The 25,558-nt window shown below is 66.9% G+C and carries 27 protein-coding genes and 1 tRNA gene; 6 read left to right on the top strand and 22 right to left on the bottom strand.

Annotated features, from left to right (window positions below):
* Window positions 1-100: 100 nt before the first annotated feature.
* The 4 genes from E6O51_RS06325 to E6O51_RS06310 are packed head-to-tail and all read left to right on the top strand — an operon-like array spanning window position 101 to window position 5,742.
* Window positions 101-2,653: a response regulator gene (locus tag E6O51_RS06325; RefSeq protein WP_136384132.1), complete on the top strand. Its 2,553-nt coding sequence runs from the start codon at window positions 101-103 to the stop codon at window positions 2,651-2,653.
* Window positions 2,650-3,039: a response regulator gene (locus E6O51_RS06320; RefSeq protein WP_136384131.1), complete on the top strand. Its 390-nt coding sequence runs from the start codon at window positions 2,650-2,652 to the stop codon at window positions 3,037-3,039. The genes E6O51_RS06325 and E6O51_RS06320 overlap by 4 nt, the downstream gene beginning before the upstream one ends.
* 20 nt (window positions 3,040-3,059) lie before the next feature.
* Window positions 3,060-3,434, top strand: a complete 375-nt coding sequence (locus E6O51_RS06315; protein ID WP_230976712.1) for a response regulator — start codon at window positions 3,060-3,062, stop codon at window positions 3,432-3,434.
* On the top strand, window positions 3,427-5,742 hold the full coding sequence (locus E6O51_RS06310) for an EAL domain-containing protein (protein ID WP_136384129.1): 2,316 nt from the start codon (window positions 3,427-3,429) through the stop codon (window positions 5,740-5,742). Before E6O51_RS06315 ends, E6O51_RS06310 begins: the two co-directional genes overlap by 8 nt.
* Here E6O51_RS06310 and E6O51_RS06305 read toward each other — a convergent pair.
* The 22 genes from E6O51_RS06305 to E6O51_RS06200 all read right to left on the bottom strand — a co-directional run bounded on the left by E6O51_RS06305 (window position 5,713) and on the right by E6O51_RS06200 (window position 24,457).
* A complete protein-coding gene (locus E6O51_RS06305) occupies window positions 5,713-6,384 on the bottom strand; it encodes a class I SAM-dependent methyltransferase (protein WP_230976711.1) in 672 nt (223 codons plus the stop codon). The two genes, E6O51_RS06310 and E6O51_RS06305, sit on opposite strands and share 30 nt — an antisense overlap.
* A 2-nt stretch (window positions 6,385-6,386) precedes the next feature.
* Window positions 6,387-6,833, bottom strand: a complete 447-nt coding sequence (locus E6O51_RS06300; RefSeq protein WP_136384128.1) for an HIT family protein — start codon at window positions 6,831-6,833, stop codon at window positions 6,387-6,389.
* Window positions 6,834-6,967: 134 nt separating this feature from the next.
* Window positions 6,968-7,525 (bottom strand): NUDIX domain-containing protein, encoded by a 558-nt coding sequence (locus E6O51_RS06295; protein ID WP_136384127.1) that lies wholly within the window; start codon window positions 7,523-7,525, stop codon window positions 6,968-6,970.
* A complete protein-coding gene (locus E6O51_RS06290; protein ID WP_136384126.1) occupies window positions 7,522-7,854 on the bottom strand; it encodes a DUF2818 family protein in 333 nt (110 codons plus the stop codon). The genes E6O51_RS06295 and E6O51_RS06290 overlap by 4 nt, the downstream gene beginning before the upstream one ends.
* A 34-nt stretch (window positions 7,855-7,888) precedes the next feature.
* Window positions 7,889-9,361 carry an NADH-quinone oxidoreductase subunit NuoN gene (gene nuoN / locus E6O51_RS06285; RefSeq protein ID WP_136384125.1) on the bottom strand — a complete coding sequence of 491 codons (1,473 nt, stop codon included), beginning with the start codon at window positions 9,359-9,361 and terminating at the stop codon, window positions 7,889-7,891.
* 37 nt (window positions 9,362-9,398) lie between these two features.
* Window positions 9,399-10,880 (bottom strand): NADH-quinone oxidoreductase subunit M, encoded by a 1,482-nt coding sequence (locus E6O51_RS06280; protein ID WP_136384124.1) that lies wholly within the window; start codon window positions 10,878-10,880, stop codon window positions 9,399-9,401.
* A gap of 70 nt (window positions 10,881-10,950) precedes the next feature.
* The gene (gene nuoL, locus E6O51_RS06275) at window positions 10,951-12,966 is read right to left on the bottom strand and encodes an NADH-quinone oxidoreductase subunit L (protein ID WP_136384123.1); all 2,016 of its coding nucleotides are present in this window, start codon (window positions 12,964-12,966) and stop codon (window positions 10,951-10,953) included.
* A gap of 14 nt (window positions 12,967-12,980) precedes the next feature.
* The gene (gene nuoK / locus E6O51_RS06270; protein WP_136384122.1) at window positions 12,981-13,286 is read right to left on the bottom strand and encodes an NADH-quinone oxidoreductase subunit NuoK; all 306 of its coding nucleotides are present in this window, start codon (window positions 13,284-13,286) and stop codon (window positions 12,981-12,983) included.
* Window positions 13,287-13,290: 4 nt separating this feature from the next.
* Complete coding sequence (locus tag E6O51_RS06265; protein ID WP_136384121.1) at window positions 13,291-13,893, bottom strand: NADH-quinone oxidoreductase subunit J; 603 nt, start codon at window positions 13,891-13,893, stop codon at window positions 13,291-13,293.
* A 39-nt stretch (window positions 13,894-13,932) separates the two neighbouring features.
* Window positions 13,933-14,418 carry an NADH-quinone oxidoreductase subunit NuoI gene (nuoI, locus tag E6O51_RS06260; protein ID WP_136384120.1) on the bottom strand — a complete coding sequence of 162 codons (486 nt, stop codon included), beginning with the start codon at window positions 14,416-14,418 and terminating at the stop codon, window positions 13,933-13,935.
* Between the two features lie 11 nt (window positions 14,419-14,429).
* Window positions 14,430-15,479 carry an NADH-quinone oxidoreductase subunit NuoH gene (gene nuoH, locus E6O51_RS06255; protein ID WP_136384119.1) on the bottom strand — a complete coding sequence of 350 codons (1,050 nt, stop codon included), beginning with the start codon at window positions 15,477-15,479 and terminating at the stop codon, window positions 14,430-14,432.
* The gene (gene nuoG, locus E6O51_RS06250) at window positions 15,479-17,815 is read right to left on the bottom strand and encodes an NADH-quinone oxidoreductase subunit NuoG (RefSeq protein ID WP_136384118.1); all 2,337 of its coding nucleotides are present in this window, start codon (window positions 17,813-17,815) and stop codon (window positions 15,479-15,481) included. The genes nuoH and nuoG overlap by 1 nt, the downstream gene beginning before the upstream one ends.
* On the bottom strand, window positions 17,809-19,113 hold the full coding sequence (nuoF, locus tag E6O51_RS06245) for an NADH-quinone oxidoreductase subunit NuoF (protein ID WP_136384317.1): 1,305 nt from the start codon (window positions 19,111-19,113) through the stop codon (window positions 17,809-17,811). The genes nuoG and nuoF overlap by 7 nt, the downstream gene beginning before the upstream one ends.
* An 11-nt stretch (window positions 19,114-19,124) precedes the next feature.
* Complete coding sequence (nuoE, locus tag E6O51_RS06240) at window positions 19,125-19,604, bottom strand: NADH-quinone oxidoreductase subunit NuoE (protein ID WP_136384117.1); 480 nt, start codon at window positions 19,602-19,604, stop codon at window positions 19,125-19,127.
* Between the two features lie 86 nt (window positions 19,605-19,690).
* The gene (locus E6O51_RS06235) at window positions 19,691-20,944 is read right to left on the bottom strand and encodes an NADH-quinone oxidoreductase subunit D (RefSeq protein WP_136384116.1); all 1,254 of its coding nucleotides are present in this window, start codon (window positions 20,942-20,944) and stop codon (window positions 19,691-19,693) included.
* Window positions 20,937-21,548 carry an NADH-quinone oxidoreductase subunit C gene (locus E6O51_RS06230; RefSeq protein WP_136384115.1) on the bottom strand — a complete coding sequence of 204 codons (612 nt, stop codon included), beginning with the start codon at window positions 21,546-21,548 and terminating at the stop codon, window positions 20,937-20,939. The genes E6O51_RS06235 and E6O51_RS06230 overlap by 8 nt, the downstream gene beginning before the upstream one ends.
* Before the next feature lie 19 nt (window positions 21,549-21,567).
* On the bottom strand, window positions 21,568-22,044 hold the full coding sequence (locus E6O51_RS06225) for a NuoB/complex I 20 kDa subunit family protein (RefSeq protein WP_136384114.1): 477 nt from the start codon (window positions 22,042-22,044) through the stop codon (window positions 21,568-21,570).
* A gap of 3 nt (window positions 22,045-22,047) precedes the next feature.
* The gene (gene ndhC / locus E6O51_RS06220) at window positions 22,048-22,422 is read right to left on the bottom strand and encodes an NADH-quinone oxidoreductase subunit A (RefSeq protein ID WP_136384113.1); all 375 of its coding nucleotides are present in this window, start codon (window positions 22,420-22,422) and stop codon (window positions 22,048-22,050) included.
* 92 nt (window positions 22,423-22,514) lie between these two features.
* Window positions 22,515-22,599 (bottom strand) — tRNA-Leu (locus E6O51_RS06215).
* A gap of 63 nt (window positions 22,600-22,662) precedes the next feature.
* Window positions 22,663-23,025 carry a preprotein translocase subunit SecG gene (gene secG, locus E6O51_RS06210; RefSeq protein WP_136384112.1) on the bottom strand — a complete coding sequence of 121 codons (363 nt, stop codon included), beginning with the start codon at window positions 23,023-23,025 and terminating at the stop codon, window positions 22,663-22,665.
* 21 nt (window positions 23,026-23,046) lie between these two features.
* Window positions 23,047-23,802, bottom strand: coding sequence for a triose-phosphate isomerase (gene tpiA, locus E6O51_RS06205; RefSeq protein ID WP_136384111.1), 756 nt, complete (start codon window positions 23,800-23,802; stop codon window positions 23,047-23,049).
* Window positions 23,803-23,869: 67 nt separating this feature from the next.
* Window positions 23,870-24,457: an NAD(P)H-dependent oxidoreductase gene (locus E6O51_RS06200; protein ID WP_136384110.1), complete on the bottom strand. Its 588-nt coding sequence runs from the start codon at window positions 24,455-24,457 to the stop codon at window positions 23,870-23,872.
* Between the two features lie 240 nt (window positions 24,458-24,697).
* Between E6O51_RS06200 and E6O51_RS06195 the strand changes: the two genes are divergently transcribed.
* Entirely contained in the window at window positions 24,698-25,078 is a 381-nt protein-coding gene (locus tag E6O51_RS06195; RefSeq protein ID WP_136384109.1) for an ArsR/SmtB family transcription factor, read from the top strand.
* Window positions 25,075-25,554 (top strand): arsenate reductase ArsC, encoded by a 480-nt coding sequence (locus tag E6O51_RS06190; protein ID WP_136384108.1) that lies wholly within the window; start codon window positions 25,075-25,077, stop codon window positions 25,552-25,554. Before E6O51_RS06195 ends, E6O51_RS06190 begins: the two co-directional genes overlap by 4 nt.
* The last annotated feature ends 4 nt before the right edge of the window (window positions 25,555-25,558 follow it).

The following is a 25,558-nucleotide window of genomic DNA, read 5'->3' as shown; positions in this document are numbered from 1 at the left end:
AATATGCCATTTGGCAGACCTGGAACGTTGTCGACGGCATTTCGGCGGACTATTCTGATATTCGGCATCAGCCCCGACGGGGCGACGTGGAGCTGTGCGATTGAACGAAGGCGCGAAAGAGCACGAGTTCGACCATGGGAGGGGGGCATTCCTCGCCACGCTGCGTCCCGGGCGGGGGCAACGGCGGCTTGCCGCCGCCACCGTCGCGGTTTCGTTCGTCCTGTTCGTCGCGGCGGTGCCGTTCGCCAGGGTCCAGTTGCCCCAGGTCTGGGCATTCATCCCGGTCTACCAGTCGGCGCTGGTGATCAACGACCTCATCACCGCGGTACTGCTGTACGGTCAGTTCAGGATCCTCCGTTCGCGTGCGCTGGCCGTGCTCGCGGCAGGCTACCTGTATACCGCCTGCATGGCGGTCATCCACGCCCTGACCTTCCCCGGACTGTTCGCCGCCGATGGCCTGCTCGGGGCCGGACCGCAGACGACCGCCTGGCTCTACATGTTCTGGCACGGCGGCTTTCCCCTGTTCCTGATCGGCTACGCGGCGATCAAGGACAGGCCGCCGGCGCGCGCGGATACGCAGGGCGCCGGCCGCGAGATCCTCGCCAGCCTCGGGGCGGTGTTCGTCCTCGGCGCCGTGGCGGTGCTCCTCGCGACGGCGGGCAAGGGACTGCTGCCCGAGATCATGAGCGGCAACCGCTACACGCCCGCGATGAAGGTGGTGGTGGGCGCGACCTGGGCGTCGAGTCTGCTGGGCCTGGTCGCGCTGTGGCGCAGGCGGCCGCATTCGGTGCTCGACCTGTGGCTGATGGTCGTGGCCTGCGCGTGGCTGTTCGATATCGGACTGGCGGCGGTGTTCAACGGCGGGCGTTTCGATCTCGGCTTCTACGCGGGCAGGATCTACGGACTGCTGGCGGCGAGCTTCGTGCTCGTGGTGCTGCTGCTGGAAAACGGCGAGCTCTATACGCAGCTCGTCCAGTCGCACAGACGGGAACGCGAGAAATCGACGGTTTCGCGCCGGCTGGGGGCCGAGCTCGAGAACCTCAACCGCGAACTCGCGGACAAGAACCGCCAGTTGGAGGAAGCGAGCGAGCGCAAGTCCGAATTTCTCGCCAGCATGTCGCACGAGCTGCGCACGCCGCTCAACGCCATCATCGGCTTCTCGGACGTCCTCAAGGACGGCCTGAGCGGCCCGCTGAGCGAGCAGCAGCGCGAATACGTCACCGACATCTACACCAGCGGACGCCACCTGCTGGCGCTGATCAACGACATTCTCGATCTGTCCAAGGTGGAGGCCGGCAAGATGTCGCTCGACCTCGAGACGGTCGAGGTCGGCACGCTGCTCGAGAGTGGTCTGTCCATCGTTCGCGAGAAGGCGGCGAACCACCGCATCGCGCTGACGTGCGAGATCGAGCCCGGGCTGGGCGCGTTGCTGCTCGATCCGCGCAAGACCAAGCAGATCCTCTACAACCTGTTGTCCAACGCCGTCAAATTCACTGCCGAGGGCGGCCGTGTCGGCCTGTCGGCCCGCCGCGCCGGCCGCGACGAGATCGAGCACTGGCGCCCCGACCGGCCGTCCACGGTGATGGGGCCGCCGCCGATGGGGGAATTCACGGAGTTCCTGCGGATCGACGTCGACGACGACGCGATGGGGATCGCGCCTGAAGACGCGTCGCGGCTGTTCCAGCCGTTCAGCCAGCTCGACGCCTCGCTGGCGCGGCGCTACGAGGGGACCGGCCTTGGCCTGGCCATGGTCATGAAGCTCGTCCAGTTGCATGGCGGAACCGTGGCATTGGCGAGCGAGCCGGGCCGCGGCAGCCGCTTCACCGTATGGCTGCCGTGGCGGGACGTCCCGAACGGGGAAAGGGACGCCCCGCCGCCGCAGGACGACGGCCGGCCGCTGGCGCTGGTGATCGAGGATGACCCCCGCGCGGCCGAACTGCTGCGCCTGCACCTGGACGGGGAAGGCTTCCAGGTGGCGCTGGCCGGGGATGCGGAGTCGGCGCCGGCGGCGCTGGGCGGGCGGCAGCCCTGTCTCATCGTCCTCGACGTGCTGCTGCCCGGCGTCGATGGCTGGCAATACCTGGCGCGGATCAAGTCGGCCGGGTCGCCGTGGGCCGACGTGCCGGTGGTGATCGTGTCCATCGTCGCCGATGCGGAGAAGGGGGTTTCGCTCGGGGCGGCGCAGGTGCTGCAGAAACCGGTCAGCCGCGACGAGCTGGCCGCCGCCCTCGATCGCATCGGCTTTCGCAGCCCGTCCATGCCGACCGCGAAGGTGCTGGTGATCGACGACGACCCGATGGTGGTCGAGCTGCTGACCGAGTGCCTCGCCGGCATCGTCGGTACGGTGCTGCGGGCCGATGGCGGCAGGGACGGCATCGAACTCGCGCGGCGTGAGCGGCCGGACTTGCTGGTGCTGGACCTGCTGATGCCCGACGTCAGCGGCTTCGACGTGGTCGAGGCGCTGCGGACCGACGCGGACACCGCGGCGATTCCGGTCATCGTCGTCACCAGCAAGGACCTCAGCGCGGCGGATCGCGATCTGATCAACGGCCACGTCACGGCCATCCTCGAAAAATCGGCGTTCACCCGCGAGCGCTTCGCCGCCGAGGTGCGCCGCGCGCTCTTCTCCGAACGCCAGGGAGCGCCCGCATGAACGCGCCGACCGTACTCGTGGTCGAGGACAACCCGGCCAACATGAAGCTGGCGGCGATGCTGCTCGAACACGCCGGCTATCGCGTCCTGAGCGCAACGACCGCCGCGGAAGGCATTGCGCTGGCACGGGAACGGATGCCCCAACTGGTGCTGATGGACATCCAGTTGCCCGGCATGGACGGGCTGGACGCGACCCGCGTGCTGAAGGCCGATCCCGCCACCCGGGGCATCCAGGTGGTGGCGCTGACCGCGTTCGCGATGAAGGGGGAGGAGACCCGGATTCTCGAAGCCGGCTGCGACGGCTACATCACCAAACCGATCGACTACAAGTGCTTTCTCGCCGAGGTGACCCGACGGCTGGGGGTTGCCGGAGGAACGCCACCATGACAGGAACCCGATCCAGAACGGTGCTGATCGTCGACGACGACGCGCTCAATCGCAAACTGCTCGAAACGCTGCTCGCCGCAGACGGCTACGTCGTCCGCAGTTTCAGTTCCGGCGGGGAGGCGCTCGCGGACATTGCCGCGCAGGCGCCGGACGCCATCCTGCTCGACGTCATGATGCCGGGCATGGATGGATTCGAGGTCGTGCGGCGGCTCAAGGTGCATCCGGTGCTCCGCCATGTGCCGCTGATCGTGGTCACCGCACTGGACGACGAGGCTTCCCGCCGGCGCCTGGCCGGTGCGGGGATCGAACACATCGTCGCCAAGCCGATCGATCGCTGGCAGTTGAAGGCGCACCTGACGGCGCTGTTGGGCGGCGCGGGAGATCGCGATGACTGATGCCGAGCGCACGGGGGACATCGACGCCGTGCATGCGCAGATGGAGCGCGTGCTCGGGCTCTACGCGATGCTGAGCCGCATCAACCGCAGCATCGTCCGTGTCGACAATCCGCACGACCTCTACGTGACCGCCTGCCGCATCGCCGTCGAGGACGGCGGCTTCGCGGCCAGTTGGGTCGATGTCCTCGATCCCGGGAGCGGGCATGTCCTCGCGGTCGCGCGTGCGGGCGTCGCCATCGACCTCTCGGCCCCACCCGGCGGCGGGACCGGGGCGAACGTGCCGAGCATGATGGCGATCGGCGACAAGCGGGCCTGCGTGATCAACGACGTCGCCGGCGACGGGCGCCTGGCGCCCTGGCGCGCCGTGTTCGAGGCGGCGGCCGTGCACGCGGTGGCGGCCTTCCCGCTGATGCAGGAAGGCCGCACGATAGGCGCGTTCGTCATCGCCGCGGCCGAAGCGGGGGCGTTCGATACCGGCCGCCTGGTCCTGCTGACCGAGGTTGCGGGAGACGTCTCCTTCGCCCTCGAGGTCATGCGCCGCGAAGAAAAGCGCGCCGTGGCCGAGAGCAAGATCCAGTACCTCGCCTACTACGACGCGCAGACCGGCCTGCCCGGCCGCGAACTATGGATCCAGCGCCTCGCCGGCCGCTGTGCCGCCGGGCCGGTCGCGGTGCTGGTGGTGAACCTGCGCAGCTATCACGGTGTGTTGCAGGTGCTGGGCCAGGCCCACGGGCCGGAGCTGGCGCGCGCCGTCGCCGCCCGTCTGGAAGACATGCTGCCGACGGCGCTGGTCGGACGCGTGACCGAGGCGGAATTCGCCCTCGTCCTGGAGGGAGCCGACGGCGTCCATGTGGTCGAGGAGACCGCGAGGAAGGTCGGCGGGGCCCTCGCCGACGCCATTCACGTCGACGGGCGAGAAGTGTTCCTGGATCCCTTCATCGGCATCGCACTATTCCCGCAGGATGGCGAAGAGGCCCAGGCGGTGCTGAAGGCCGCGTTGATCGCGGCCGGTACCGCGCAGGACTCCGGCGACCACTATCGCATCTACGCCCCCGAGCTGGACACGCGCTGGCAGCACCGGCTCGCGCTCGAGGGCGAACTGCGGCATGCCCTCGAGCGCGGCCAGTTGCAGTTGCACTACCAGCCCCAGGTCGACCTCGAGAGCGGCCGCGTGGTCGGCGCGGAAGCGCTGCTGCGCTGGTTCCGCCCGGGGCACGGCCTGGTGCCGCCGCTGGAGTTCATCCCCCTGCTCGAAGAGACGGGCATGATCGTCCAGGTGGGCGCCTGGGTGCTGGAGGAAGCCTGCCGCAACGCGCGCCACTGGCAGGATGCCGGCCTGCCGCCGCTGCGGGTCGCGGTCAACCTCTCGGCCCGCCAGTTCCAGGATGGCGACATCGGCGCCTTGGTCGGGAGGGTGCTGACCGAGACGGGCCTGGAGGCGCGCTGGCTGGAACTGGAGATCACCGAGAGCATCGTGATGCGCAACGCGGAGGCGGTGACGCGGACGCTCGACCGGCTGCGCGGGCAGGGGGTCAGCCACTCCCTCGACGACTTCGGTACCGGCTACTCCTCGCTCAGCTACCTGCAGCGCCTGCCGGTTTCGCGCATCAAGATCGATCGCAGCTTCATCACCCACATCACCTCGGATCCGCACGATGCCGCCATCGTCCAGGCGGTCGTGGGCATGGCCCACAGCCTGGGGATCAGCGTGATCGCCGAGGGCGTGGAGACCGAGGGACAGCTTGGCTACCTGCGCGGACTGCGTTGCGAAGAGATCCAGGGCTACTACTTCAGCCGGCCGTTGCCGGCGCACGATTTCGTAGCGCTCCTGTACGAGGACCGCCGCCTCGCGCCGCCGGCCGTCGATTCCGGGCGGGTGCTGCTGCTGGTGGACGATGAGCCGAGCGTGCTCGCCGCACTGCGCCGGCTGCTGCGCCCCACCGAGATCGAGGTACAGACCTGTGCCAGGCTCGACGACGCCTTCGAGGTGCTCGCCACCGGCCGCGTGGGCGTGGTGGTCTGCGACCAGCGCATGCCGGGCATGACGGGCACGGAATTCCTGCGCCGGGTCCGCAAGCTGCACCCCAACGTCATCCGCATCGTGCTGTCCGGCTATACCGAACTCAGTTCGGTGATCGACGCGGTCAACCGCGGCGCCATCTACAAGTTCCTGACCAAACCGTGGGACGACCAGGTCCTGCTGGAAAGCCTGCGCGATGCCTTCCGGATGTACGAACTCAACCGCGAGAACCGCGAGCTGTCACATCGCGTCAGCGAGTTACTGGCAAGCGGCCGGGCGGTGCGCTGAAGGGGCCGGCCGGCGCAGCAGCGCCACGTCCTTGGCCGGCACTTCCAGCGTCCAGCCCAGTTGCGCCGCCAGCCAGGCGAAGGTCTCCTCGCGGTAGAACACCACGTGGGTGGGATCGCGCCGGTAGTGCCAGTGGGCGAAGCGCGTGTCGTCGGTCTGGAAGCAGGTCATCAGCGCGAGCCAGCCGCCCGGGCGTAGCAGCGCCGCCAGGCGGGCGAACTCGCCGGCCGGGTCGCGGAAGTGCTCAGCCACCTCGGTGCAGGTGACGAAATCGTAGCTCCGCGTGAGCACCCCGGTATCCGGGCGGTAGTACGGGTCGTAGCAGGCCACGCGGTGGCCGCCCTCCTCCAGCATCGCCGCCAGCGCCGGCCCGGGTCCGCAGCCGTAGTCCAGCCCCTCGCTGGCGGGCGCCAGCCGCGCCATCAGCGGGTCCGCGAGACGGGCGAGGAAGCGGCGGTAGCCGGGATCGTCCGGCTCGTTGCAGTGGGTATCGTAGAAGGCGCGCTCGGCCGCAGGATCGAGGCGCTGGGAGGGGTCGAGAAAAGTCAGTTGGCAGCCGTCGCAGCGCAGGTAGTCGCGCCCGTCCGCCTGCAGCAGCGACCGGGTGTCCGCGCTGCGGCACAGGGGGCAGGCGGGCAGCACGCTCAGGCGCCGGCGAGCGCACCGTGCAGGCGCTGGGCGTAGTCCTGCAGTACCGCGAAGGGCGGTTCCTTGCGCGGCCAGGTGAGGGCGATGCCGTCGTCCGCGTGGCGCGGCACCACGTGCATGTGGAAATGGAATACGGTCTGATCCCCTTCCCTGCCGTTGGCCTGCAGCAGCGTGAGGCCGGGCGGGTCGAAGGTATCGCGCACCGCCAGCGCCACCCGGCGGGCGGTACGCATGACCGCGCCCGCCTCTTCCTCGGTGAGTTCGAGCAGGTTGGCCGCGTGGCGCTTCACCGCCACCAGCACATGGCCGGGATTGCACTGGCCGATGTCCATGAAGGCAAGGGTCAGTTCGTCCTCATACACGCGGGCGGACGGGATCTCGCCGGCAATGAGGCGACAGAACAGGCATTGTCCGGGCGGGGTGGTGTCGACGAACATGGGCATGAGGGTCTCCGTTGTCGTTGTTGGCATCTGTAGGAGCGGCCTTGGCCGCGATGGGGCGCCATTTGTACCCGGAACCGCCCCATCGCGGCCAAGGCCCCCCACGGAGTGTATCAGCCCCTCTGCGGGCGAGACGCTCAGCCGCGCAGCAGCGGCAGGGCGCGGAACAGCGCCGCGATGGTCTTGCCGTCGGTGATGCGGCCGCCGTGCACAGCCGCTTCGGCTTCCGCCAGGCTCAGGGTCAGCAGTTCGAGGAACTCGCCTTCGTCGAGGGCGTTGCCGATGTGGGTCAGGCCGCGGGCGAGGAAGAGTTCGATGCGCTCGTCCGAGTAGCCGATGCACGGGTGCATGACCCCCAGGTACTGCCATTCGTCCGCCCGGTAGCCGGCCTCCTCGCGCAGTTCGCGCACCGCGCAAGCGAGGATGTCCTCGCCCGGATCGATCTTGCCGGCGGGTATCTCCAGGAAGGCGCGGCGCAGGGGGTAGCGGTACTGGCGCTCGAAGATCAGCCGCCCGTCCGGCAGCACGGCGACGATGGCCACGGCCCCGGGATGGCGGATGTACTCGCGCACACCCTGCTTGCCGTCGGGCAGGTGCACGGTGTCGCGCCGGACCTTGAGCAGGCGGCCGTCGAAGACCGGCTCGGAGGCCAGCTCCCGTTCTTCGAGGGGATCGGGCTGCGGAGCTTCGCTCATCCCTGTACGGCGGCCGTGCGCCGCCTGTTGCCGTGCCAGAGGTAACGATAGATGAAGCCGGGATAGGCGAACACCACGAACAGGCTCAGCGTGGTGGCGTAGAACTCCCAGTTCTGCGGATAGGCGCCGCCGTGGCTGCGCGTTTCGAGCATGTGGGCAAGGCCGCCGACCAGCAGGTACAGCAGCAGCAGTTCGAAGAGCCGCCAGGCGAAGTTCTTGGCGCCCCCGGCCGGACGGCGCACGAACAGGATGCGCTCGAACAGGAAGGGCAGATTGGCGGCCACGAAGGCCAGCGCGAGGAGGATATAGACGCCCGCGTTCCCGCTCATGCCCCGCCCGCCTCGTTCGTCAGGACGGCCCCGCTCAGACCAGCGAGGCCAGCAGCGCGATGCCGCACAGATACATCAGGCCCTGCGGCGCCAGGCCCAGCGCGGCGACCGACAGGCCGTTGACCGACAGCAGCACGCGCACGTCGGCCGGGGCGTGGATGGGCGCGGTGTCCACCGGCTCGTCGAAGTACATGACCTTGACCACGCGCAGGTAGTAGAAGGCACCGATCACGGACATCATCACCGCCAGCACCGCCAGCCAGACGTGGCCGGCGGCGACCACCGACTGCAGCACCGCGAGCTTGGCGAAGAAGCCGATGAAGAACGGGATGCCGGCCATGGAGAACATGATGATCATCATCATCGCGGCGAACCACGGGCTGCGCTTGTTGAGGCCCTTGAAGTCGTCCACATTCTCGGCCTCGAAGCCGGCGCGGGACAGCAGCAGCACCATGCCGAAGGAAGCCAGGCTCATGATCACGTAGGACACGGCGTAGAACATGGCCGAGCTGTAGGCGCCGAAGGCGTAGTGGCGGTCGCCGTCCACCACGCCGGCGAGCAGGCCCAGCAGCATGAAGCCCATGTGGGAGATGCCCGAATAAGCCAGCATGCGCTTGATGTTGCTCTGGGCGATGGCCGCCAGGTTGCCCAGGATGATGGACAGCACGGCCAGGAACATCAGCATGGCCTGCCACTGCTCGACCAGTTCGAACAGGCCGAACACCAGCAGGCGCACGGCCATGGCGAAGGCGGCGAGCTTGGGCGCGGTGGCGATCAGCAGCGTGACCGCGGTGGGCGCGCCCTGATAGACGTCCGGCACCCACATGTGGAAGGGCACCACGCCGAGCTTGAAGGCGATGCCGGCCATCAGGAACACCAGGCCGAAGAGCAGCACGGTCTTGTTGGCGGACTGGTAGTAGAGCGCCTCGTGGATGCTGCCGAAGTCGAGCGCGCCGGTGGCACCGTACACCATGGACATGCCGTACAGCAGCAGGCCGGAGGCCAGCGCGCCGAGCACGAAGTACTTCATCCCCGCTTCGGTGGAGCGCGCGGAATCGCGGTCGAAGGCGACCATGGCGTAGAGCGCCAGGGACATCATCTCCAGGCCGATGTAAAGGGTAAGCATGTGGTTGGAGGTCACCATGACCATCATGCCCAGGGTCATCAGCACGGCCAACAGGTAGAACTCGGGGCGGTCCAGCTTGCGGTCGGCGAGGTAGCCGCGGCCGTACAGCAGCGCGATGGCCACCGAGAAGTAGATCAGCAGCTTGAGGAAGTCGCCCAGCAGGTCGCCCACGAACATGCCGCTGAAGGTATGCACGACCTCGCCGCTCATGGTCACGAAGATGGTGATGAAGGCCGCGCCGATCAGCGTGATCTGCGCCAGCGCGTAGGCGAGCCAGCGCACGCCGCGGGCGAAGGCGGCCGCCAGCATGATCACGAGGGCCATCACGGCGACGAAGATCTCGGCCGCTGCGGGGTAGAAGTCGGGGACTACGAAATTCATCTTCTGACCGGTCCGTAAAGGGTATTCGCCTGCTCGCTCAGAGCTTGCTCACGGCAATGTGCCGCAGGAGTTCATCGACCGAGGCATGCATCACTTCGGTGAACGGGAATGGATAGACGCCCATCGCCAGCACGCACAGGGCGAGCAGGGCGAGAAAAGCGAATTCGCGCGCGTTGATGTCGTCGAGCTCGGCCACGTGGTCGTTGGCCACGTGGCCGAACATCACCCGCTTGTACATCCATAGGGTGTAGGCCGCGCCCAGGATCAGCGTGGTGGCGGCGAGGAAGGCAACCCAGAAATTGAAGTCTACCGCGCCCAGGATCACCATGAACTCGCCCACGAAGCCGCTGGTGCCCGGCAGGCCGGCGTTGGCCATGGAGAACAGCATGAAGAAGGCGGCGAACTTGGGCATCTTGTTCACCACGCCGCCGTAGTCGGCGATGTTGCGGCTGTGCATGCGGTCGTACAGCACGCCGATGCACAGGAACATGGCGCCCGACACGAAGCCGTGGGAGATCATCTGCACCAGCGCGCCTTCCAGGCCGAGCTGGTTGAACATGAAGAAGCCCAGGGTGACGAAGCCCATGTGGGCGATAGAGGAGTAGGCCACCAGCTTCTTCATGTCGGTCTGCACCAGGGCGACGAAGCCGATGTACACCACCGCGATGAGCGACAGGGCGATGATCAGCGGTGCGTATTCGCTGGCCGCGTCCGGCACGATGGGCAGGGAGAAGCGCAGGAAGCCGTAGGCGCCGAGCTTCAGCGCGATGGCGGCCAGCACCACCGAGCCGCCGGTGGGCGCCTCCACGTGGGCGTCCGGCAGCCAGGTGTGCACCGGCCACATGGGCACCTTGACCGCGAAGGCCGCCAGGAAGGCGAAGAAGATCAGCGTCTGGGCGGTCATGCCGATGGGCAGTTGGTGCCAGTCGAGGATGGCGAAGCTGCCGCCGGCCTGCATGAACAGGTAGAGCAGCGCGACCAGCATCAGCAGCGAGCCGACCAGGGTGTAGAGGAAGAACTTGATCGCCGCATACACGCGGTTGGGGCCGCCCCAGATGCCGATGGCGAGATAGAGCGGGATCAGCGAGGCTTCGAAGAAGACGTAAAACAGCACGCCGTCCAGGGCCGAGAAGATGCCGTTCATCAGCCCGGACATGATCAGGAAGGCCGCCATGTACTGGGCGACCTTGTCGCGGATCACTTCCCAGCCGGCGATGACCACGATGAAGGTGATGAAGGCGTTCAGCAGCACGAACAGCACCGAGATGCCGTCGACGCCCAGGTGGTAGTTGATGTTGAACGGACGGATCCACGGGGAAAGCTCGACGAACTGCATCGCCGCGGTGGAGGTGTCGAACCCGATGTAGAGCGGGATGGTCACCAGGAATCCGGCCAGCGCGGCCAGCAGGGCCAGGATGCGCGCCAGCGGCGCGTTGCGATCCGAGCCGGTGGCGAGCACCAGCAAGCCGCCGAGGATCGGAATCCAGATCGCGAGGCTGAGGAGAGGCATTCCCGTCATCGTAACTTTCCGTTCAGTGCGTCGCCGCGGTGGCGCCCTTGTCGTTATCCAATATCCGCCGGTTCCGCGCTCAACCGCGGTTGAACCAGAAGGTGAGCAGCACGAATACGCCGATGATCATCGCAAAGGCGTACTGGTAGATGTGGCCGGTCTGGAACAGGCGGCTGGCCTGCGCCACCCAGCCCACCAGCCTGGCGGTGCCGTTGACCGCCACGCCGTCGATCAATGCCTGGTCGCCGCCCTTCCACAGGCCGCGGCCCAGCAGGCGCGAACCGGCGGCGAAGAACACCTCGTTGAAGCGGTCGAAGTAGTACTTGTTGTCCAGCAGCGTGTACAGCGGACGGAAGGTGCGCTGGATGGCGGCCGGGATGTCCGGGCGCTTCATGTAGAAGAACCAGGCCAGCGCCACGCCGCCCATCGCCAGCCAGAACGGCGCGGTCTGCAGGCCGTGGATGGCCATCGCCAGCGGGCCGTGGAAGCTCTCCGCAAGCTCCTTGAGGCCGACGTGGTTGTCGCCGACGAAGATCACGTCCTTGAACCATTCTCCGAACAGCATGGGTTCGATGGTGAAGAAACCGATCAGCACCGAGGGGATGGCCAGCAGCACCAGCGGCAGGGTGACCACCCAGGGCGATTCGTGCGGCTTCTGGCCGGGAGCGAGGCCGTGATGATGGTCGCCCGCGGGCTCCTCGTCGTCGTGGTCGCCTTCGTGGTCGTGGTGGTTCTTGCCGAAGCGCTCCTCGCCGTGGAAGACCAGGAAGTACATGCGGAAGGAGTAGAACGCGGTGACGAACACGCCCGCCAGCACGCAGAACAGCGCGTAGCCGGCACCGGGGATGTTCGCCGCGTGCACCGCCTCGATGATGGAGTCCTTGGAGTAGAAGCCGGCGAAGAAGGGGAAGCCGATCAGCGCCAGCGAGCCCAGCAGGGAGGTGATCCAGGTGATGGGCATGTACTTGCGCAGCCCGCCCATGTTGCGCATGTCCTGGTCGTGGTGCATGCCGATGATGACCGAGCCGGCGCCGAGGAACAGCAGCGCCTTGAAGAAGGCGTGGGTCATCAGGTGGAACACCGCCGCCGAGTAGGCCGACACGCCCAGGGCCACGGTCATGTAGCCGAGCTGGGACAGCGTGGAATAGGCCACCACGCGCTTGATGTCGTTCTGCACGATGCCGAGGAAGCCCATGAACAGCGCCGTGGTGGCGCCGATCACCAGCACGAAGGACAGGGCCACGTCGGACAGTTCGAACAGCGGCGACATGCGCGCCACCATGAAGATGCCCGCGGTCACCATGGTCGCGGCGTGGATCAGTGCCGAGATCGGGGTCGGGCCTTCCATGGAGTCCGGCAGCCACACGTGCAGCGGCACCTGGGCCGACTTGCCCATCGCGCCGATGAACAGACAGATGCAGATCGCGGTGATCAGCGGCCAGCCGGTCACGGCCATGTCCTGCGCGGCCAGGCTGTCGGCCAGCGCGAACACCTCGGCGTAGTTCAGGCTGCCGGTGTAGGCGGCGATCAGGCCGATGCCGAGAAGGAAGCCGAAGTCGCCCACGCGGTTGACCAGGAAGGCCTTCAGGTTGGCGTAGATGGCGGTCGGGCGCTCGTACCAGAAGCCGATCAGCAGGTAGGACACCAGGCCCACCGCTTCCCAGCCGAAGAAGAGCTGGAGGAAGTTGTTCGACATCACCAGCATCAGCATGGAGAAGGTGAACAACGAGATGTAGCTGAAGAAGCGCTGGTAGCCGGGGTCCTCGTGCATGTAGCCGATGGTGTAGATGTGCACCATCAGCGACACGAAGGTCACCACCAGCATCATCATCACGGTCAGCGAGTCGATCAGGAAGCCGATCTCGAAACTGATGCCGCCGGCCTGCATCCAGGTGTAGACCGTGCCGTTGAAGGTGTTGCCCGCGGCCACGTCCTGGTAGATCACCACCGAGGCGACGAAGGCCGCCGCCACGCCGAGGATGGTGACGACGTGCGCGCCGGTGCGGCCGATCGCCTTGCCGAACAGGCCGGCCAGGATGGCGCCGGCCAGCGGTGCCAGCGGCACCAGGAGATAGAGCATTTGCATGTCGGTCATGTGCGCCGCTTCCCTTAACCCTTGAGGCTGTCCAGATCATCCACGTGGATGGTGCGCAGATTGCGGAACAGCACCACCAGGATCGCCAGACCGATGGCCGATTCGGCCGCCGCGACGGTGAGGATGAAGAAAACGAATACCTGCCCGGAGAGATCGCCCAGGTAGTGCGAGAAAGCGACGAAGTTCATGTTCACCGCGAGCAGCATCAGCTCGATGGCCATCAGCAGCACGATCAGGTTCTTGCGGTTCAGGAAGATGCCGACCACGCCGATGGCGAACAGGATCGCACCCAGGATGAGGTAGTGGGAGAGCGAGAGCATGGTGTTATTCCTTTTCCGCCGGCATCTTCACCACCTCGATCCGGCCTTCGCGCTTGACCGCCACCTGCTCGCTCGCGCTGATGTATTTGAGGCCCTTGCGCTTGCGCAGGGTCAGGGTGACCGCGGCGATCATCGCCACCAGCAGCACCAGCGAGGCGAGTTCGAACGGATAGACGTATTCGGTGTAGAGCACCAGCCCCAGTTCGCGGGTGTTGCTGTAACCCTCGGTGGCGGCCGGCGGATTGGGCATCGCGTCCAGGCCGAAGTAGCGCCCGCCGAGCACGATGGCCATCTCGACCACCAGCAGGATGCCCACCAGCGCGCCCACCGGCAGGTAGCTCCAGAAGCCTTCGCGCAGGCGGTCGAGGTTGATGTCGAGCATCATCACCACGAACAGGAACAGCACCATCACCGCGCCCACGTAGGTCATGACCAGCACGATGGCGAGGAACTCGGCCTGCAGCAGCAGCCAGATGCCCCCCGCGGTGAAGAAGGCCAGCACCAGGTGGAGCACCGCATGCACCGGGTTGCGCGAGGTGATCACGCGCAGCGCGGCGAACACCAGGATCGCGCTGAAAACGTAGAAGACGAAAGTCTTGAAATCCATGTCGTGTGTGCGGCCCCGCCCGCGGCGGGCGCCTTCTCCTTAACGGTACTTGGCGTCCTGTTCCCGGTCCGCGGCGATCTGCGCTTCGTTCCTGTCGCCCACCGCCAGCAGCATCTGCTTGGTGTAGTAGAGATCCCCGCGCCGTTCGCCGTGGTACTCGAACACCCGCGTCTCGACGATGGCATCGACGGGACAGGCTTCCTCGCAGAACCCGCAGAAGATGCACTTGGTCAGGTCGATGTCGTAGCGCGTGGTGCGGCGCGAACCGTCGTCGCGCTGGGCGGATTCGATGGTGATCGCCAGCGCCGGGCAGACCGCCTCGCACAGCTTGCACGCGATGCAGCGTTCCTCGCCGTTGGGATAGCGGCGCAGCGCGTGCAGGCCGCGGAAGCGGTTGCTCTGCGGCGTCTTCTCCTCCGGGAACATGATGGTCATCTTGCGGGAGAACAGATGCCGCCCGGTGAGCTGCATGCCCTTGAGCAGTTCCTTGAGGAACAGACTGCCGATGAAATCCTTGGCACCCATGATCTTTCCTATCACCTCCAGATCGACAGCGGGGAAATCATCCACACCGCCACGACAACCACCCATATCAGGGTGACGGGAATGAACACCTTCCAGCCCAGGCGCATCACCTGGTCGTAGCGGAAGCGCGGGAAGGTGGCGCGCACCCACAGGAAGACGAACAGGATGGCCGCGGTCTTCAGTGCCAGCCAGTGGAAGCCGTCGGGCAGGAAGCCCACCGGCGAGAGCCAGCCGCCGAGGAACAGGATCGAGGTCAGGATGGAGACCAGGATCATGTTGGCGTATTCGGCCAGGAAGAACAGCGCGAAGGCCATGCCGGAGTATTCCACCATGTGGCCGGCCACCACTTCCGCCTCGCCTTCCACCACGTCGAAGGGTGCGCGGTTGGTTTCGGCGATGCCCGACACCAGATACACCACGAACATCGGCAGCAGCGGCAGCCAGTTCCACGACAGGAAGCCCAGGCCCATGTCGTGGAAGCGCCCGCTGCCCTGGGAGGTCACGATGTCGGTGAGATTGAGGCTGGCGGAGATCATCAGCACGCAGATCAGCGCGAAGCCCATCGACACTTCGTAGGACACCATCTGCGCGGAGGCGCGCATGGCGCCGATGAAGGCATATTTGGAATTGGACGCCCAGCCGGCGATGATCACCCCGTAGATTTCGAGCGAGATGATCGCGAGCAGGAACAGCAGGCCCGCATTGACGTCGGCCAGCACCAGCCCGTCGCCGAACGGCACCACCGACCACGCGGCGAGCGACGGCGCCAGGGCGAGGATGGGGCCGATGATGTACAGCCCCTTGTTCGCCCCGCTGGGCACGATCACTTCCTTGAACAGCAGCTTGAGCGCATCCGCGATCGGCTGCAGCAGGCCCAGCGGCCCCACCACGTTGGGGCCCTTGCGCACCTGCATGGCGCCGATCACCTTGCGTTCGGCGTACGTCATGTAGGCCACGCAGGTCATCAGCGGGATGAGGATGGCGACGATCTTGACCAGGGTCCACACCAGCGGCCAGGTCGGGCCGAAGAACTGCGCCACCGGTTCCAGCATTGCTTCCATCAGATACGCTCCACGCTGATTGCGCCGCTCAACGCGCCGAGGGTCGCGGTGTCCGGATGGGCCGCGGCCACGCGCACGCAGCCGTCGGCCAGCTTGTCGTCGGCGACGATCGTCAGTTCGGCGCGGGCCGCGCCCTGCGCCAGGCGCACGCGCTCACCGCCGGCCAAGCCCAGCGCGGCCAGCGTGGCGCGGCTCGCGCGCGCCACCGGGGCGGCTGCGTCTCGCGTGCGCTGCAGCGCGGGCGCACGGCGCACCAGCGGGTCGGCGAAGTGGATGGGCACGTCGGCGACACGTTCCAGGGCACCCGCCGGGGCGGCGACCGCCGACAGCGCGACGCCGTCGACACGGTTGTCCAGGCGCGCGGCGATGTCGCCCGCGAGGGCCTCGTCGCGCACCGCTTCCGAATCGTTGTAGTCGAAGCCGGCCAGCTCCAGCACGTTGCCCAGCACGCGCAGTACCTTCCACGCCGGGCGGGTGTCTCCCTGGGGACGCGCCACGGCGACGAAGCTCTGGGCGCGGCCTTCCGCATTGACGAAGGTGCCGGAGGTCTCGGCGAAGGGCGCGACCGGCAGCAGCACGTCGGCCACCTCGCGCAGGCTGGGCGAGACGAAGGCCGACAGCGCCACCACCAGTTGGGCGCCGCCCAGGGCGGCCACGGTCGCGGCCGGATCGGCGAAGTCCAGCTCGGGCTCGGCGCCCAGCAGCACGTAGGCCTTGCGGGGTTGTTCGATCTGCTGGCGGGCATCGAGGCCGTCGGCGGACGGCACCGCGCCGGCGAGATAGCCGCCTACGCTGTTGGCCGCCTCGCCGATCACGCCGGCCGTGCCGCCGGCCAGACGGGCGATTTCGTTGGCGAGCAGTTGCAGCTCGGCCGCACGCTGGTCCTGTACCGCCAGGTTGCCCAGCCACACCGCGACCTTGCGGCCGGAGGCGAGGCTGGCGGCGATGGCGCGCGCGTCGTCGCCGGCCTGCGCGGGAAACCCGCTCAGGCGTTCATCGATGGCCACGCCCTTCTCCGCCGCCAGCGCGACGACGATCTGGGCCAGCGTATCCACCAGGGCCGAGGGCGCGACCAGGGCGCGGGCGCGCACCGGCAGCAGCCACTCCTCGGCGTTCGGGCCCACCACGCTGACCAGCAGGCCGCGCTTGGTGGCCTGGCGCACGCGCTGGGCGAGGAGCGGATGGTCCTTGCGCAGGAAGCTGCCCACCACCAGCAGGCGGTCCAGCTCGCCCGTCTCGGCGACCTTCATGCCCAGCCAGGGCGCACCGGCACGGCCCGCGTCGGCGCGGAAATCGGTCTGGCGCAGGCGGAAATCCACGTTGCCGGAGCCCAGCCCGCGGGCAAGCTTCTGCAGCAGATGAAGTTCTTCCACGGTGGCGTGGGGCGAACCCAGCGCGCCGATGGCCGCCGGACCATAGTCCTTCGCGATGCCGCGCAGGCCGCTGGCGGCGAATTCGAGGGCGGCCTGCCAGTCCACCGCCTTCCACTCGCCGTCCTGCTTGATCAGCGGGGTGGTCAGGCGCTCGTCGCTGTTGAGGCCTTCATAGGAGAAGCGGTCCTTGTCGGACAGCCAGCATTCGTTGAGCTCTTCGTTCTCCAGCGGCAGCACGCGCTTCACCACGTCGTGCTTGGTCTGCACGATCAGGTTGGCGCCCAGGGAATCGTGCGGGCTCACCGAGCGGCGGCGCGACATTTCCCAGGTGCGGGCGGAGAAGCGGAAGGGCTTGGAGGTGAGCGCGCCCACCGGGCACAGGTCGATGATGTTGCCGGAGAGCTCGGAATCCACCGTCTTCTCGATGAAGGGCATGATCTCCGCGTGCTCGCCGCGGAAAGCCTGGCCCAGTTCCATCTCGCCGGCGATCTCGACAGTGAAGCGCACGCAGCGGGTGCAGTTGATGCACCGGGTCATGTCGGTGGAGACGAGCGAGCCGAGGTTCTTGTTGAACACCACGCGCTTTTCTTCCTGGTAGCGCGAGGCCACGCCGCCGTAGCCCACGGCCAAATCCTGGAGCTGGCATTCGCCGCCCTGGTCGCAGATGGGGCAGTCCAGCGGGTGGTTGATGAGCAGGAACTCCATCACCCCCTTCTGCGCCTTCACCGCGGCCTCGGAATGGGTCCACACCTTCATGCCGGCGGTCACCGGCGTGGCACAGGCCGGCAGCGGCTTGGGCGCCTTTTCCACCTGCACCAGGCACATGCGGCAGTTGGCCGCGATGGACAGCTTCTTGTGGTAGCAGAAGTGCGGAATGTAGATGCCGGCCTGGTGGGCGGCATCCATCACGGTGCTGCCGTCCTCAACCGATACCTGCTGGCCGTCGATTTCGATTTCTAGCATGACGGGCTCACGTAGATGTTGCTGCCGGCGTGCTGCACTTCGGGCGGCACGAGGCATTTCTTGTTTTCGATGTGGTACTCGAACTCGGAGGCGAAGTGCTTGATGAAGCTCTGCACCGGCATGGAGGCGGCGTCGCCCAGGGCACAGATGGTGCGGCCCATGATGTTGCCGGTGACCGAATTCAGCAGGTCCAGGTCGTCCGGCCGGCCTTCGCCGTGCTCGATGCGATGGACGACCTTGTACAGCCAGCCGGTGCCTTCGCGGCACGGCGTGCATTGGCCGCAGGATTCCTCGTAGTAGAAGTAGGACAGGCGCTCCAGCGCCTTGACCATGCAGGTGGTCTCGTCCATGACGATGACCGCGCCGGAACCGAGCATCGACCCCGCCTTGGAGATCGAGTCGTAGTCCATGGTGCAGCCCATGATGACGTCCGCGGGCAGCACCGGGGCGGAGGAGCCGCCCGGGATCACCGCCTTCAGCTTGCGCCCGCCGCGCACGCCGCCGGCCATCTCCAGCAGTTCGGAGAACGGCGTGCCGAGCGGAATCTCGTAGTTGCCCGGGCGATTGACGTGGCCGGACACCGAGAACAGTTTCATGCCGCCGTTGTTGGGCTTGCCGAGGTTCAGGAAGGCCTCGCCGCCCATGTTCAGGATGAAGGGCACCGAGGCGAAGGTCTCGGTGTTGTTGATGGTGGTGGGCTTGCCGTACAGGCCGTAGCTGGCCGGGAAAGGCGGCTTGAAGCGCGGCTGGCCCTTCTTGCCCTCGATGGATTCCAGCAGCGCGGTTTCTTCGCCGCAGATGTAGGCGCCGTAGCCGTGGTGGGCGAAAAGCTCGAAGGAGAAGTCCGAGCCGAGGATGTTGCGGCCGATCAGCTTGGCTTCGCGCGCCTCCGCCAGGGCTTCCTCGAAGCGCTGGTAGATCTCGAAGATCTCGCCGTGGATGTAGTTGTAGCCGCGCGCCGCGCCCATGGCGTAGGCGGCGATGGCCATGCCCTCGATGACCGCATGGGGGTTGTAGCGCAGGATGTCCCGGTCCTTGAAGGTGCCCGGCTCGCCCTCGTCCGAGTTGCACGCCAGGTACTTGTCACCCGGGAAGGAACGCGGCATGAAGCTCCACTTCAGGCCGGTCGGGAAGCCCGCGCCGCCGCGCCCGCGCAGCACCGAGGCCTTCAGCTCGGCGATGATGTTGTCCTGCGGGGTCTTGTCGGCGACGATCTTCCTCAGCGCCGAGTAGCCTCCGCGGGCGACGTAGTCCTGGAGCCGCCAGGTGCGGTCGCCGTCACAGCCGGCGAGGATCATGCCTTGCGTGCTCATTTGCCATCCAGTTCGGCCAGCATCTGGTCGATCTTTTCGCGGGTCATCCAACTGCACATGCGGTGGTTGTTGTGCAGCAGCACCGGGGCGTCGCCACAGGCGCCCATGCACTCGCCTTCCTTCAGCGTGAACTTGCCGTCGGGCGTGGTCTCGTTGAAGTCGATACCGAGCTTTTCCTTCAGGTACTCGGCCACATGCACGCCGCCGGACAGGGCACAGGGCAGGTTGGTGCACACGGTGATCTTGTGGCGCCCGACCGGATGCAGGTCGTACATGTTGTAGAAGCTCGCCACCTCATAGACGGCGATGGCCGGCATGCCGAGGTAGCCGGCGACGAACTCGATGGTCTCGTTGGCCAGCCAGCCCTTTTCGACCTGGGCGATGCGCAGGGCCGACATCACCGCGGACTGTTTCTGGTCCGGCGGATACTTGGCGATCTCGCGATCGATCTGTTGGAGTGATTCCTGGCTCAGCATTGCGTACTCGTCTTCCCGTCAGCCTGCCTGTTCCCGTCTGCCCCGTCCGTCGGCGGGGCCGCCATCCTTCCCTCGCCTGCCCCGCGCTAGCGGTCGATCTCGCCGAACACGATGTCCATCGTGCCGATGATCGCCACCACGTCGGCGATCATGTGGCCGCGCGATAGTTCGTCCATCGCCGCTAAGTGCGCGAACCCCGGGGCGCGCAGCTTCAGGCGGTAGGGCTTGTTGGCGCCGTCGGACACCGCATACACGCCGAACTCGCCCTTGGGGTGCTCGATCGCGGCGTACACTTCGCCGGCCGGCACGTGGATGCCTTCGGTGAAGAGCTTGAAATGGTGGATCAGCTCTTCCATGTTGGCCTTCATCTGCTCCCGCGGCGGCGGGGCGACCTTGTGGTTGTCGGTGATCACCGGCCCCGGGTTCGCACGCAGCCACTCGATGCACTGCTTGATGATGCGGTTGGACTGGCGCATCTCTTCCATGCGGCACAGGTAGCGGTCGTAGCAGTCGCCGTTCTTGCCCACCGGCACGTCGAAATCGACCCGGTCATAGACCTCGTAGGGCTGCTTCTTGCGCAAATCCCAGGCGATGCCGGAGCCGCGCAGCATGGGGCCGGAGAAGCCGCGCTCCAGCGCCTCTTCGGGCGACACCACGCCGATGCCGACCGTGCGCTGCTTCCAGATGCGGTTGTCGCTCAGCAAGGTTTCGTACTCGTCGCAATAGCCCGGGAAACGCTCGGTGAAATCCTCGAGAAAATCCAGCAGCGAACCACCGCGCGCGGCATTCAGTTCACGCACGGTCTTCTCGTTCTTGAAGCGGTTGACCTCGTACTGCGGCATGCGCTCGGGCAGGTCGCGGTAGACGCCGCCCGGACGGTAGTAGGCCGCATGCATGCGCGCGCCGGACACCGCCTCATAGACGTCCATCAGGTCTTCGCGCTCGCGGAAGGTGTAGAGGATGATGGTCATCGCACCGATGTCCAGCCCGTGGCTGCCGATGCCCATCAGATGATTCAGGATGCGGGTGATTTCGTCGAACATCACCCGGATGTACTGCGCACGCAGCGGCACTTCGAGGCCCAGCAGGCGCTCGATGGCCATACAGTACGCATGCTCGTTGCACATCATGGACACGTAGTCGAGGCGGTCCATGTAGGGCACGGACTGTACCCAGGTGCGGGTCTCGGCGAGCTTCTCGGTACCGCGGTGGAGCAGGCCGATGTGCGGGTCGGCGCGTTCGACGACCTCGCCGTCCAGTTCCAGCACCAGGCGCAGCACGCCGTGGGCCGCGGGGTGCTGCGGGCCGAAGTTGATCGTGTAGTTGCGGATCTCAGCCATGGCCGACGTCCCCGTAGTTCTCTTCGCGCACGATGCGCGGGGTGTTCTCGCGCGGCTCGATGGTCACCGGCTGGTACACCACGCGGCCGGCTTCCGGGTCGTAGCGCATCTCGACGTGGCCGGATACCGGGAAATCCTTGCGGAACGGGTGGCCGACGAAGCCGTAGTCGGTGAGGATGCGGCGCAGGTCCGGATGGCCGCTGAACATGATGCCGTAGAGGTCGAAAGTCTCGCGCTCGTACCAGTTGGCCGAAGGCCACACGCCGACCAGCGAATCGAGCACCGGAAAGGCATCGTCGTCGGCGAAGGCACGCAGGCGCAGGCGCCAGTTGTGCTTGATCGACAGCAGATGGGCCGCGGCAGCGAAGCGCTTCGGCCTGCCTTCGTGCGCGCCGTTGCCGTAGGCAGCGTAATCCAGCCCCGACACGTCGATCAGTTGCTCGAAACGCAGGTCGGCATGATCGCGCAGCGTCTGCGCCACCCGCAGGTAATCGGCCGCGGCCACCTCGATGGTGACTTCACCGCGATCATTCACCAGGCTCTGCAGCGTGTCGCCGAGGATCTCGCGCAGCGTCTGGGCCAGTCTTTCCAGTTTGGCACTCATGGACTTTGCCTACCTGTTGTCAGCGCGCAATGGTGTTGGTGCGCTTGATCTTGTTCTGCAACTGGAAGATGCCGTAGAGCAGCGCCTCGGCCGTGGGCGGACAGCCCGGCACGTAGACGTCCACCGGCACGATGCGGTCGCAGCCGCGCACGACCGAATAGGAATAGTGGTAGTAGCCGCCGCCGTTGGCACAGGAGCCCATGGAAATCACCCAGCGGGGCTCGGGCATCTGGTCGTACACCTTGCGCAGCGCGGGTGCCATCTTGTTGCACAGCGTGCCGGCGACGATCATCAGGTCGGACTGCCGCGGGCTGGCGCGGAAGATGATGCCGAAACGGTCGAGGTCGTAACGCGACATGCCCGAGTGCATCATCTCGACCGCACAACAGGCCAAGCCGAACGTCACCGGCCACAGCGAACCGGTGCGCGTCCAGTTGATCACCGCATCGAGCGAGGTGGTGACGAAACCCTCGCGGAAGACGCCTTCGATACTCATGCATTACTCCCAGTCGAGTGCGCCGTTCTTCCACTCGACGATGTAGCCGATCACCAGCACGGCGAGAAAAACCATGACCGAGCCGAACACGAACCACACGTGCTCGCCGGCCGCGATGAATTCCTGGAACACGGCCGCCCACGGAAAGAGGAAGGCGATCTCCAGATCGAAGAGAATGAAAAGGATGGCGATCAGGTAGTAGCGGACGTCGAACTTCATGCGGGCGTCTTCAAACGCCTCGAAGCCGCACTCATAGGGTGACAGCTTTGCGCTGTCCGGGCGGTGGGGCCCCAGGATGCGGCCCAGCAGGATGGGAACAATGCCGAAACCCAGGCCCACGAGAATGAAGACCAGAACGGGAAAATAATTATCCAGCATTGCGAAACAACCCCCGTTTCTTAAATGAGTTCGTTGTTTTTTTATACCGCTCTGCGTGGAAACGCCCGCTTTGCGCGGGCGCCTCCGAATTCTGGTGCCGACGGTGAGACTCGAACTCACACGGCTTTCGCCACCACCCCCTCAAGATGGCGTGTCTACCAATTTCACCACGTCGGCACGTCTTGTTACAGCACCGGGATTATACGGGTTTTTCCTCGGTGCGCAAACTTCGTTTATAGACTATTCGGGGATCGCCTGTGAGCGCGAATCCGGCGTGGATTGGCCGTTTGCGGGCACCTCCCCGGTCGCCGGCGCAACGGCCGGCACCGCCCCTTCCATCACGCTCGTCGGCGCCGCCGGCTGGTTCCCGGCGATGTAGGAGAGCCCCAGGCTGGTGATGAAGAAAACGGTCGCCAGCACGCCCGTCGTGCGGCTCAGGAAATTGGCCGAACCGGACGATCCGAACAGGCTGCCGGAAGCGCCGCTGCCGAACGCCGCCCCCATGTCGGCCCCCTTGCCATGCTGCATCAGCACCAGACCGATCACGGCCAGACCGACGATGACGTGAATCGTGAGCACCAGGGAAAAAATAAAGCTGTTCATCACTGACCTTGCGAATATGTTTCAGGTTTGCGCCTTCGCCGCCGCGCGGCAAATGGCGAGAAAATCTTCCGCGACGAGCGAGGCACCTCCGACCAGCCCGCCGTCGACATCCTTGACCGCAAAAAGCTCCGCCGCATTGTCCGGCTTGACGCTGCCGCCGTACAGGATGGGCACGGCCGCCGCCTGCGCGCAGCGCTCGCCCAGCCAGGCGCGGATCGCCCCATGCACCTCACCGACCTGGACCGGCGTCGCGGAGCGACCGGTACCGATCGCCCACACCGGCTCGTAGGCCAGCACCACACGCGCGAGTGCCGCGCCGCCGAGCACCGCGGCCACCGCATCGAGCTGGCGGCGAATCACCGCGAGCGTGGCACCGGCGTCCCGCTCGGCGAGCGTCTCGCCGACACAGACGATGGGCACCAGCTCCGCCGCCAGCGCCGCGGCCGCCTTGCGCCCGACCGTGGCGTCGTCCTCGCCGAACAGCGCGCGGCGTTCGGAATGGCCGACGATGGCGTAGCGGCAGCCGAACTCGGCCAGCATCGCCCCGCTGACCTCGCCGGTGTAGGCCCCCGCGGCGAACTCGCTGACGTCCTGAGCCCCCAGCACGATCGACGCAGCCTCCAGGCACTGGCGCGCCTGCGCCAGGTAAGGGTACGGCACGCAGACCGCGCACGACACCCCCAACTCGCCGGCCGACGCCAGCCCGCCCAGCAGTGCCGCATTGGCCGCCAGGCTGCCATGCATCTTCCAGTTTCCGGCAACGAGCTTGTCGGCCACGCGAAGTTCCAGTCGGTAAAACCCGCGAATTATAAGGGCCGGCCGGGCGGACGGCAAATCGCCGCCCTCATTGCGCCCGCCGTCCGAACCCTTCCATGCGCACCAGCCAGCGCTGGCGGGCCGCGGGGCGGGCCTCGACCGTGCCGACCAGCAACACGCGCACCGGGCGCATGCCGGAGAAACCCAGCACGTTGCGGCTCAGGCTCTTCACCGAATGCGCGCCGTAGAGCCAGCGGTAGGCGAACGCGGGCATGCCCATCGTCACCACGATGCGGGCCGACTTGCCGCGCAGGCCGCCGCCCTCGCGCTTGCCGTCGGGCTGCTGGGGACCGAAGGCGAAACCGGGGCGGAAGCTCTGCTCCAGGAAGGCCTTCAGCAGTGCCGGCATGTCGCCCAGCCACAGCGGATAGACCAGGATCAGGTGGTCGGCCGCAGCCATGGCGGCCTGCGCCACGGCCACGGACGGCGGCGCGGCGCCGTGCTCGAAATCCTCCTTGGTGCGCAGCAGCGGAAAGTCGAGCCGCGCCACGTCGACGAGGTCTACGCGATGGCCGGCACTCCGCGCCCCGTCCGCATAGGCCGCGGCGAGCGCGTGGCAGTAGCGCCCGCCGCCCGGGTCGGGATGCCCCTGGATGATTGCGATGTGCCTGCCCATGTCCGACCTCCCCCGTCTCGCCCGGCGCACGATGCGTGCGCTGCCGCCGCCATCGCGGCGGCCGTCCATCGGTATCACGATGCCGATGACGGCATGATGACCGGATTCGGCCCGGTTCTGAAGGCGGCGCTCGACGCCCGGCATCGTTCCGCCGTACGCGGCGTGACGCGTTGACACCGCCCGACGGCACGCTCACAATCATTCAACTTTTATTGAAATGTCAAAGCGTTTCTTGCCGCCATGGAAAAAACCGCCGTCCTGCAGGTCTTCGAAGCCCTCTCCTCCGGCGTCCGCCTGGACGTGTTCCGCCTGCTGGTGCAGGCAGGCAGTCCGGGCCGGGTCGCCGGCGAGATCGCCACGGCGCTGGACGTACCGCCCACCAACCTGTCCTTCCACCTCAAGGCCCTGCTCGCCGCCGGGCTGGTCACCGTGGAGCAGGAAGGGCGCTTCCAGCGCTACCGCGCCAACATCCCGCTGATGCTGGACACCATCGCCTACCTCACCGCCAACTGTTGCGGCGGCAACCCGGAAGAATGCGCCGGCCTGCGCGCCGAAGTGCCGGGGGTGGACGCCTTCCTGCCCAGGCTCGCCTGCAAACACGACGGAAGCTGCAAGGCATGAACATCCTCTTCCTCTGTACCGGCAACTCCTGCCGTTCCATCCTCGCCGAGGCCACCTTCAACGCCCTCGCCCCGGCCGGCATGCGCGCCACGAGCGCCGGCAGCCGGCCCACGGGTTACGTGCATCCGCGTTCGCTGGCGCTGCTGGCGCGGAAAGGCATCCCCGCCGAGGGCTGCCGCAGCAAGTCGTGGGACGAGCTGCCCGCCGCGCCGGACGTGGTCGTCACCGTGTGCGCGGGCGCGGCCGGCGAAGCCTGCCCGGTGTATCTCGCGCCGGTGCCGCGCACGCACTGGGGCGTGGACGACCCGGCCAAGGCCACCGGCACGGATGCCGAGATCGACGCCGCCTTCGAGCGCGCCTACCGCATCCTGCGCGCCCGCATCGAAGCCTTCCTCGCCCTGCCCGCCGACCTGGCGCGGCGCGACCCCGCCGCCTTCAAGGCCGAACTGGCCCGCATCGGCACCCTGCTGCCCTGACCTG

It is taken from the genome of Pseudothauera rhizosphaerae, assembly GCF_004801305.1.
Taxonomy (GTDB): domain Bacteria; phylum Pseudomonadota; class Gammaproteobacteria; order Burkholderiales; family Rhodocyclaceae; genus Pseudothauera; species Pseudothauera rhizosphaerae.
Note: the sequence above shows the minus strand (reverse complement) of the source record. Positions and strands in the feature narration are given on the sequence as shown.

Coding starts and splice junctions, on each gene's coding strand:
- secG (WP_136384112.1), bottom strand. CDS start 23,025: ATGAACAGCTTTATTTTTTCCCTGGTGCTCACGATTCACGTCATCGTC.
- E6O51_RS06235 (WP_136384116.1), bottom strand. CDS start 20,944: ATGGCTGAGATCCGCAACTACACGATCAACTTCGGCCCGCAGCACCCC.
- E6O51_RS06265 (WP_136384121.1), bottom strand. CDS start 13,893: ATGGATTTCAAGACTTTCGTCTTCTACGTTTTCAGCGCGATCCTGGTG.
- E6O51_RS06230 (WP_136384115.1), bottom strand. CDS start 21,548: ATGAGTGCCAAACTGGAAAGACTGGCCCAGACGCTGCGCGAGATCCTC.
- nuoL (WP_136384123.1), bottom strand. CDS start 12,966: ATGACCGACATGCAAATGCTCTATCTCCTGGTGCCGCTGGCACCGCTG.
- E6O51_RS06300 (WP_136384128.1), bottom strand. CDS start 6,833: ATGCCCATGTTCGTCGACACCACCCCGCCCGGACAATGCCTGTTCTGT.
- E6O51_RS06200 (WP_136384110.1), bottom strand. CDS start 24,457: ATGGGCAGGCACATCGCAATCATCCAGGGGCATCCCGACCCGGGCGGC.
- nuoH (WP_136384119.1), bottom strand. CDS start 15,479: ATGGAAGCAATGCTGGAACCGGTGGCGCAGTTCTTCGGCCCGACCTGG.
- E6O51_RS06225 (WP_136384114.1), bottom strand. CDS start 22,044: ATGAGTATCGAAGGCGTCTTCCGCGAGGGTTTCGTCACCACCTCGCTC.
- nuoG (WP_136384118.1), bottom strand. CDS start 17,815: ATGCTAGAAATCGAAATCGACGGCCAGCAGGTATCGGTTGAGGACGGC.
- nuoK (WP_136384122.1), bottom strand. CDS start 13,286: ATGCTCTCGCTCTCCCACTACCTCATCCTGGGTGCGATCCTGTTCGCC.
- E6O51_RS06190 (WP_136384108.1), top strand. CDS start 25,075: ATGAACATCCTCTTCCTCTGTACCGGCAACTCCTGCCGTTCCATCCTC.
- nuoI (WP_136384120.1), bottom strand. CDS start 14,418: ATGGGTGCCAAGGATTTCATCGGCAGTCTGTTCCTCAAGGAACTGCTC.
- nuoN (WP_136384125.1), bottom strand. CDS start 9,361: ATGAATTTCGTAGTCCCCGACTTCTACCCCGCAGCGGCCGAGATCTTC.
- ndhC (WP_136384113.1), bottom strand. CDS start 22,422: ATGCTGGATAATTATTTTCCCGTTCTGGTCTTCATTCTCGTGGGCCTG.
- E6O51_RS06280 (WP_136384124.1), bottom strand. CDS start 10,880: ATGACGGGAATGCCTCTCCTCAGCCTCGCGATCTGGATTCCGATCCTC.
- E6O51_RS06195 (WP_136384109.1), top strand. CDS start 24,698: ATGGAAAAAACCGCCGTCCTGCAGGTCTTCGAAGCCCTCTCCTCCGGC.
- E6O51_RS06320 (WP_136384131.1), top strand. CDS start 2,650: ATGAACGCGCCGACCGTACTCGTGGTCGAGGACAACCCGGCCAACATG.
- E6O51_RS06290 (WP_136384126.1), bottom strand. CDS start 7,854: ATGAGCGGGAACGCGGGCGTCTATATCCTCCTCGCGCTGGCCTTCGTG.
- E6O51_RS06310 (WP_136384129.1), top strand. CDS start 3,427: ATGACTGATGCCGAGCGCACGGGGGACATCGACGCCGTGCATGCGCAG.
- E6O51_RS06295 (WP_136384127.1), bottom strand. CDS start 7,525: ATGAGCGAAGCTCCGCAGCCCGATCCCCTCGAAGAACGGGAGCTGGCC.
- nuoE (WP_136384117.1), bottom strand. CDS start 19,604: ATGCTGAGCCAGGAATCACTCCAACAGATCGATCGCGAGATCGCCAAG.
- nuoF (WP_136384317.1), bottom strand. CDS start 19,113: ATGATCCTCGCCGGCTGTGACGGCGACCGCACCTGGCGGCTCCAGGAC.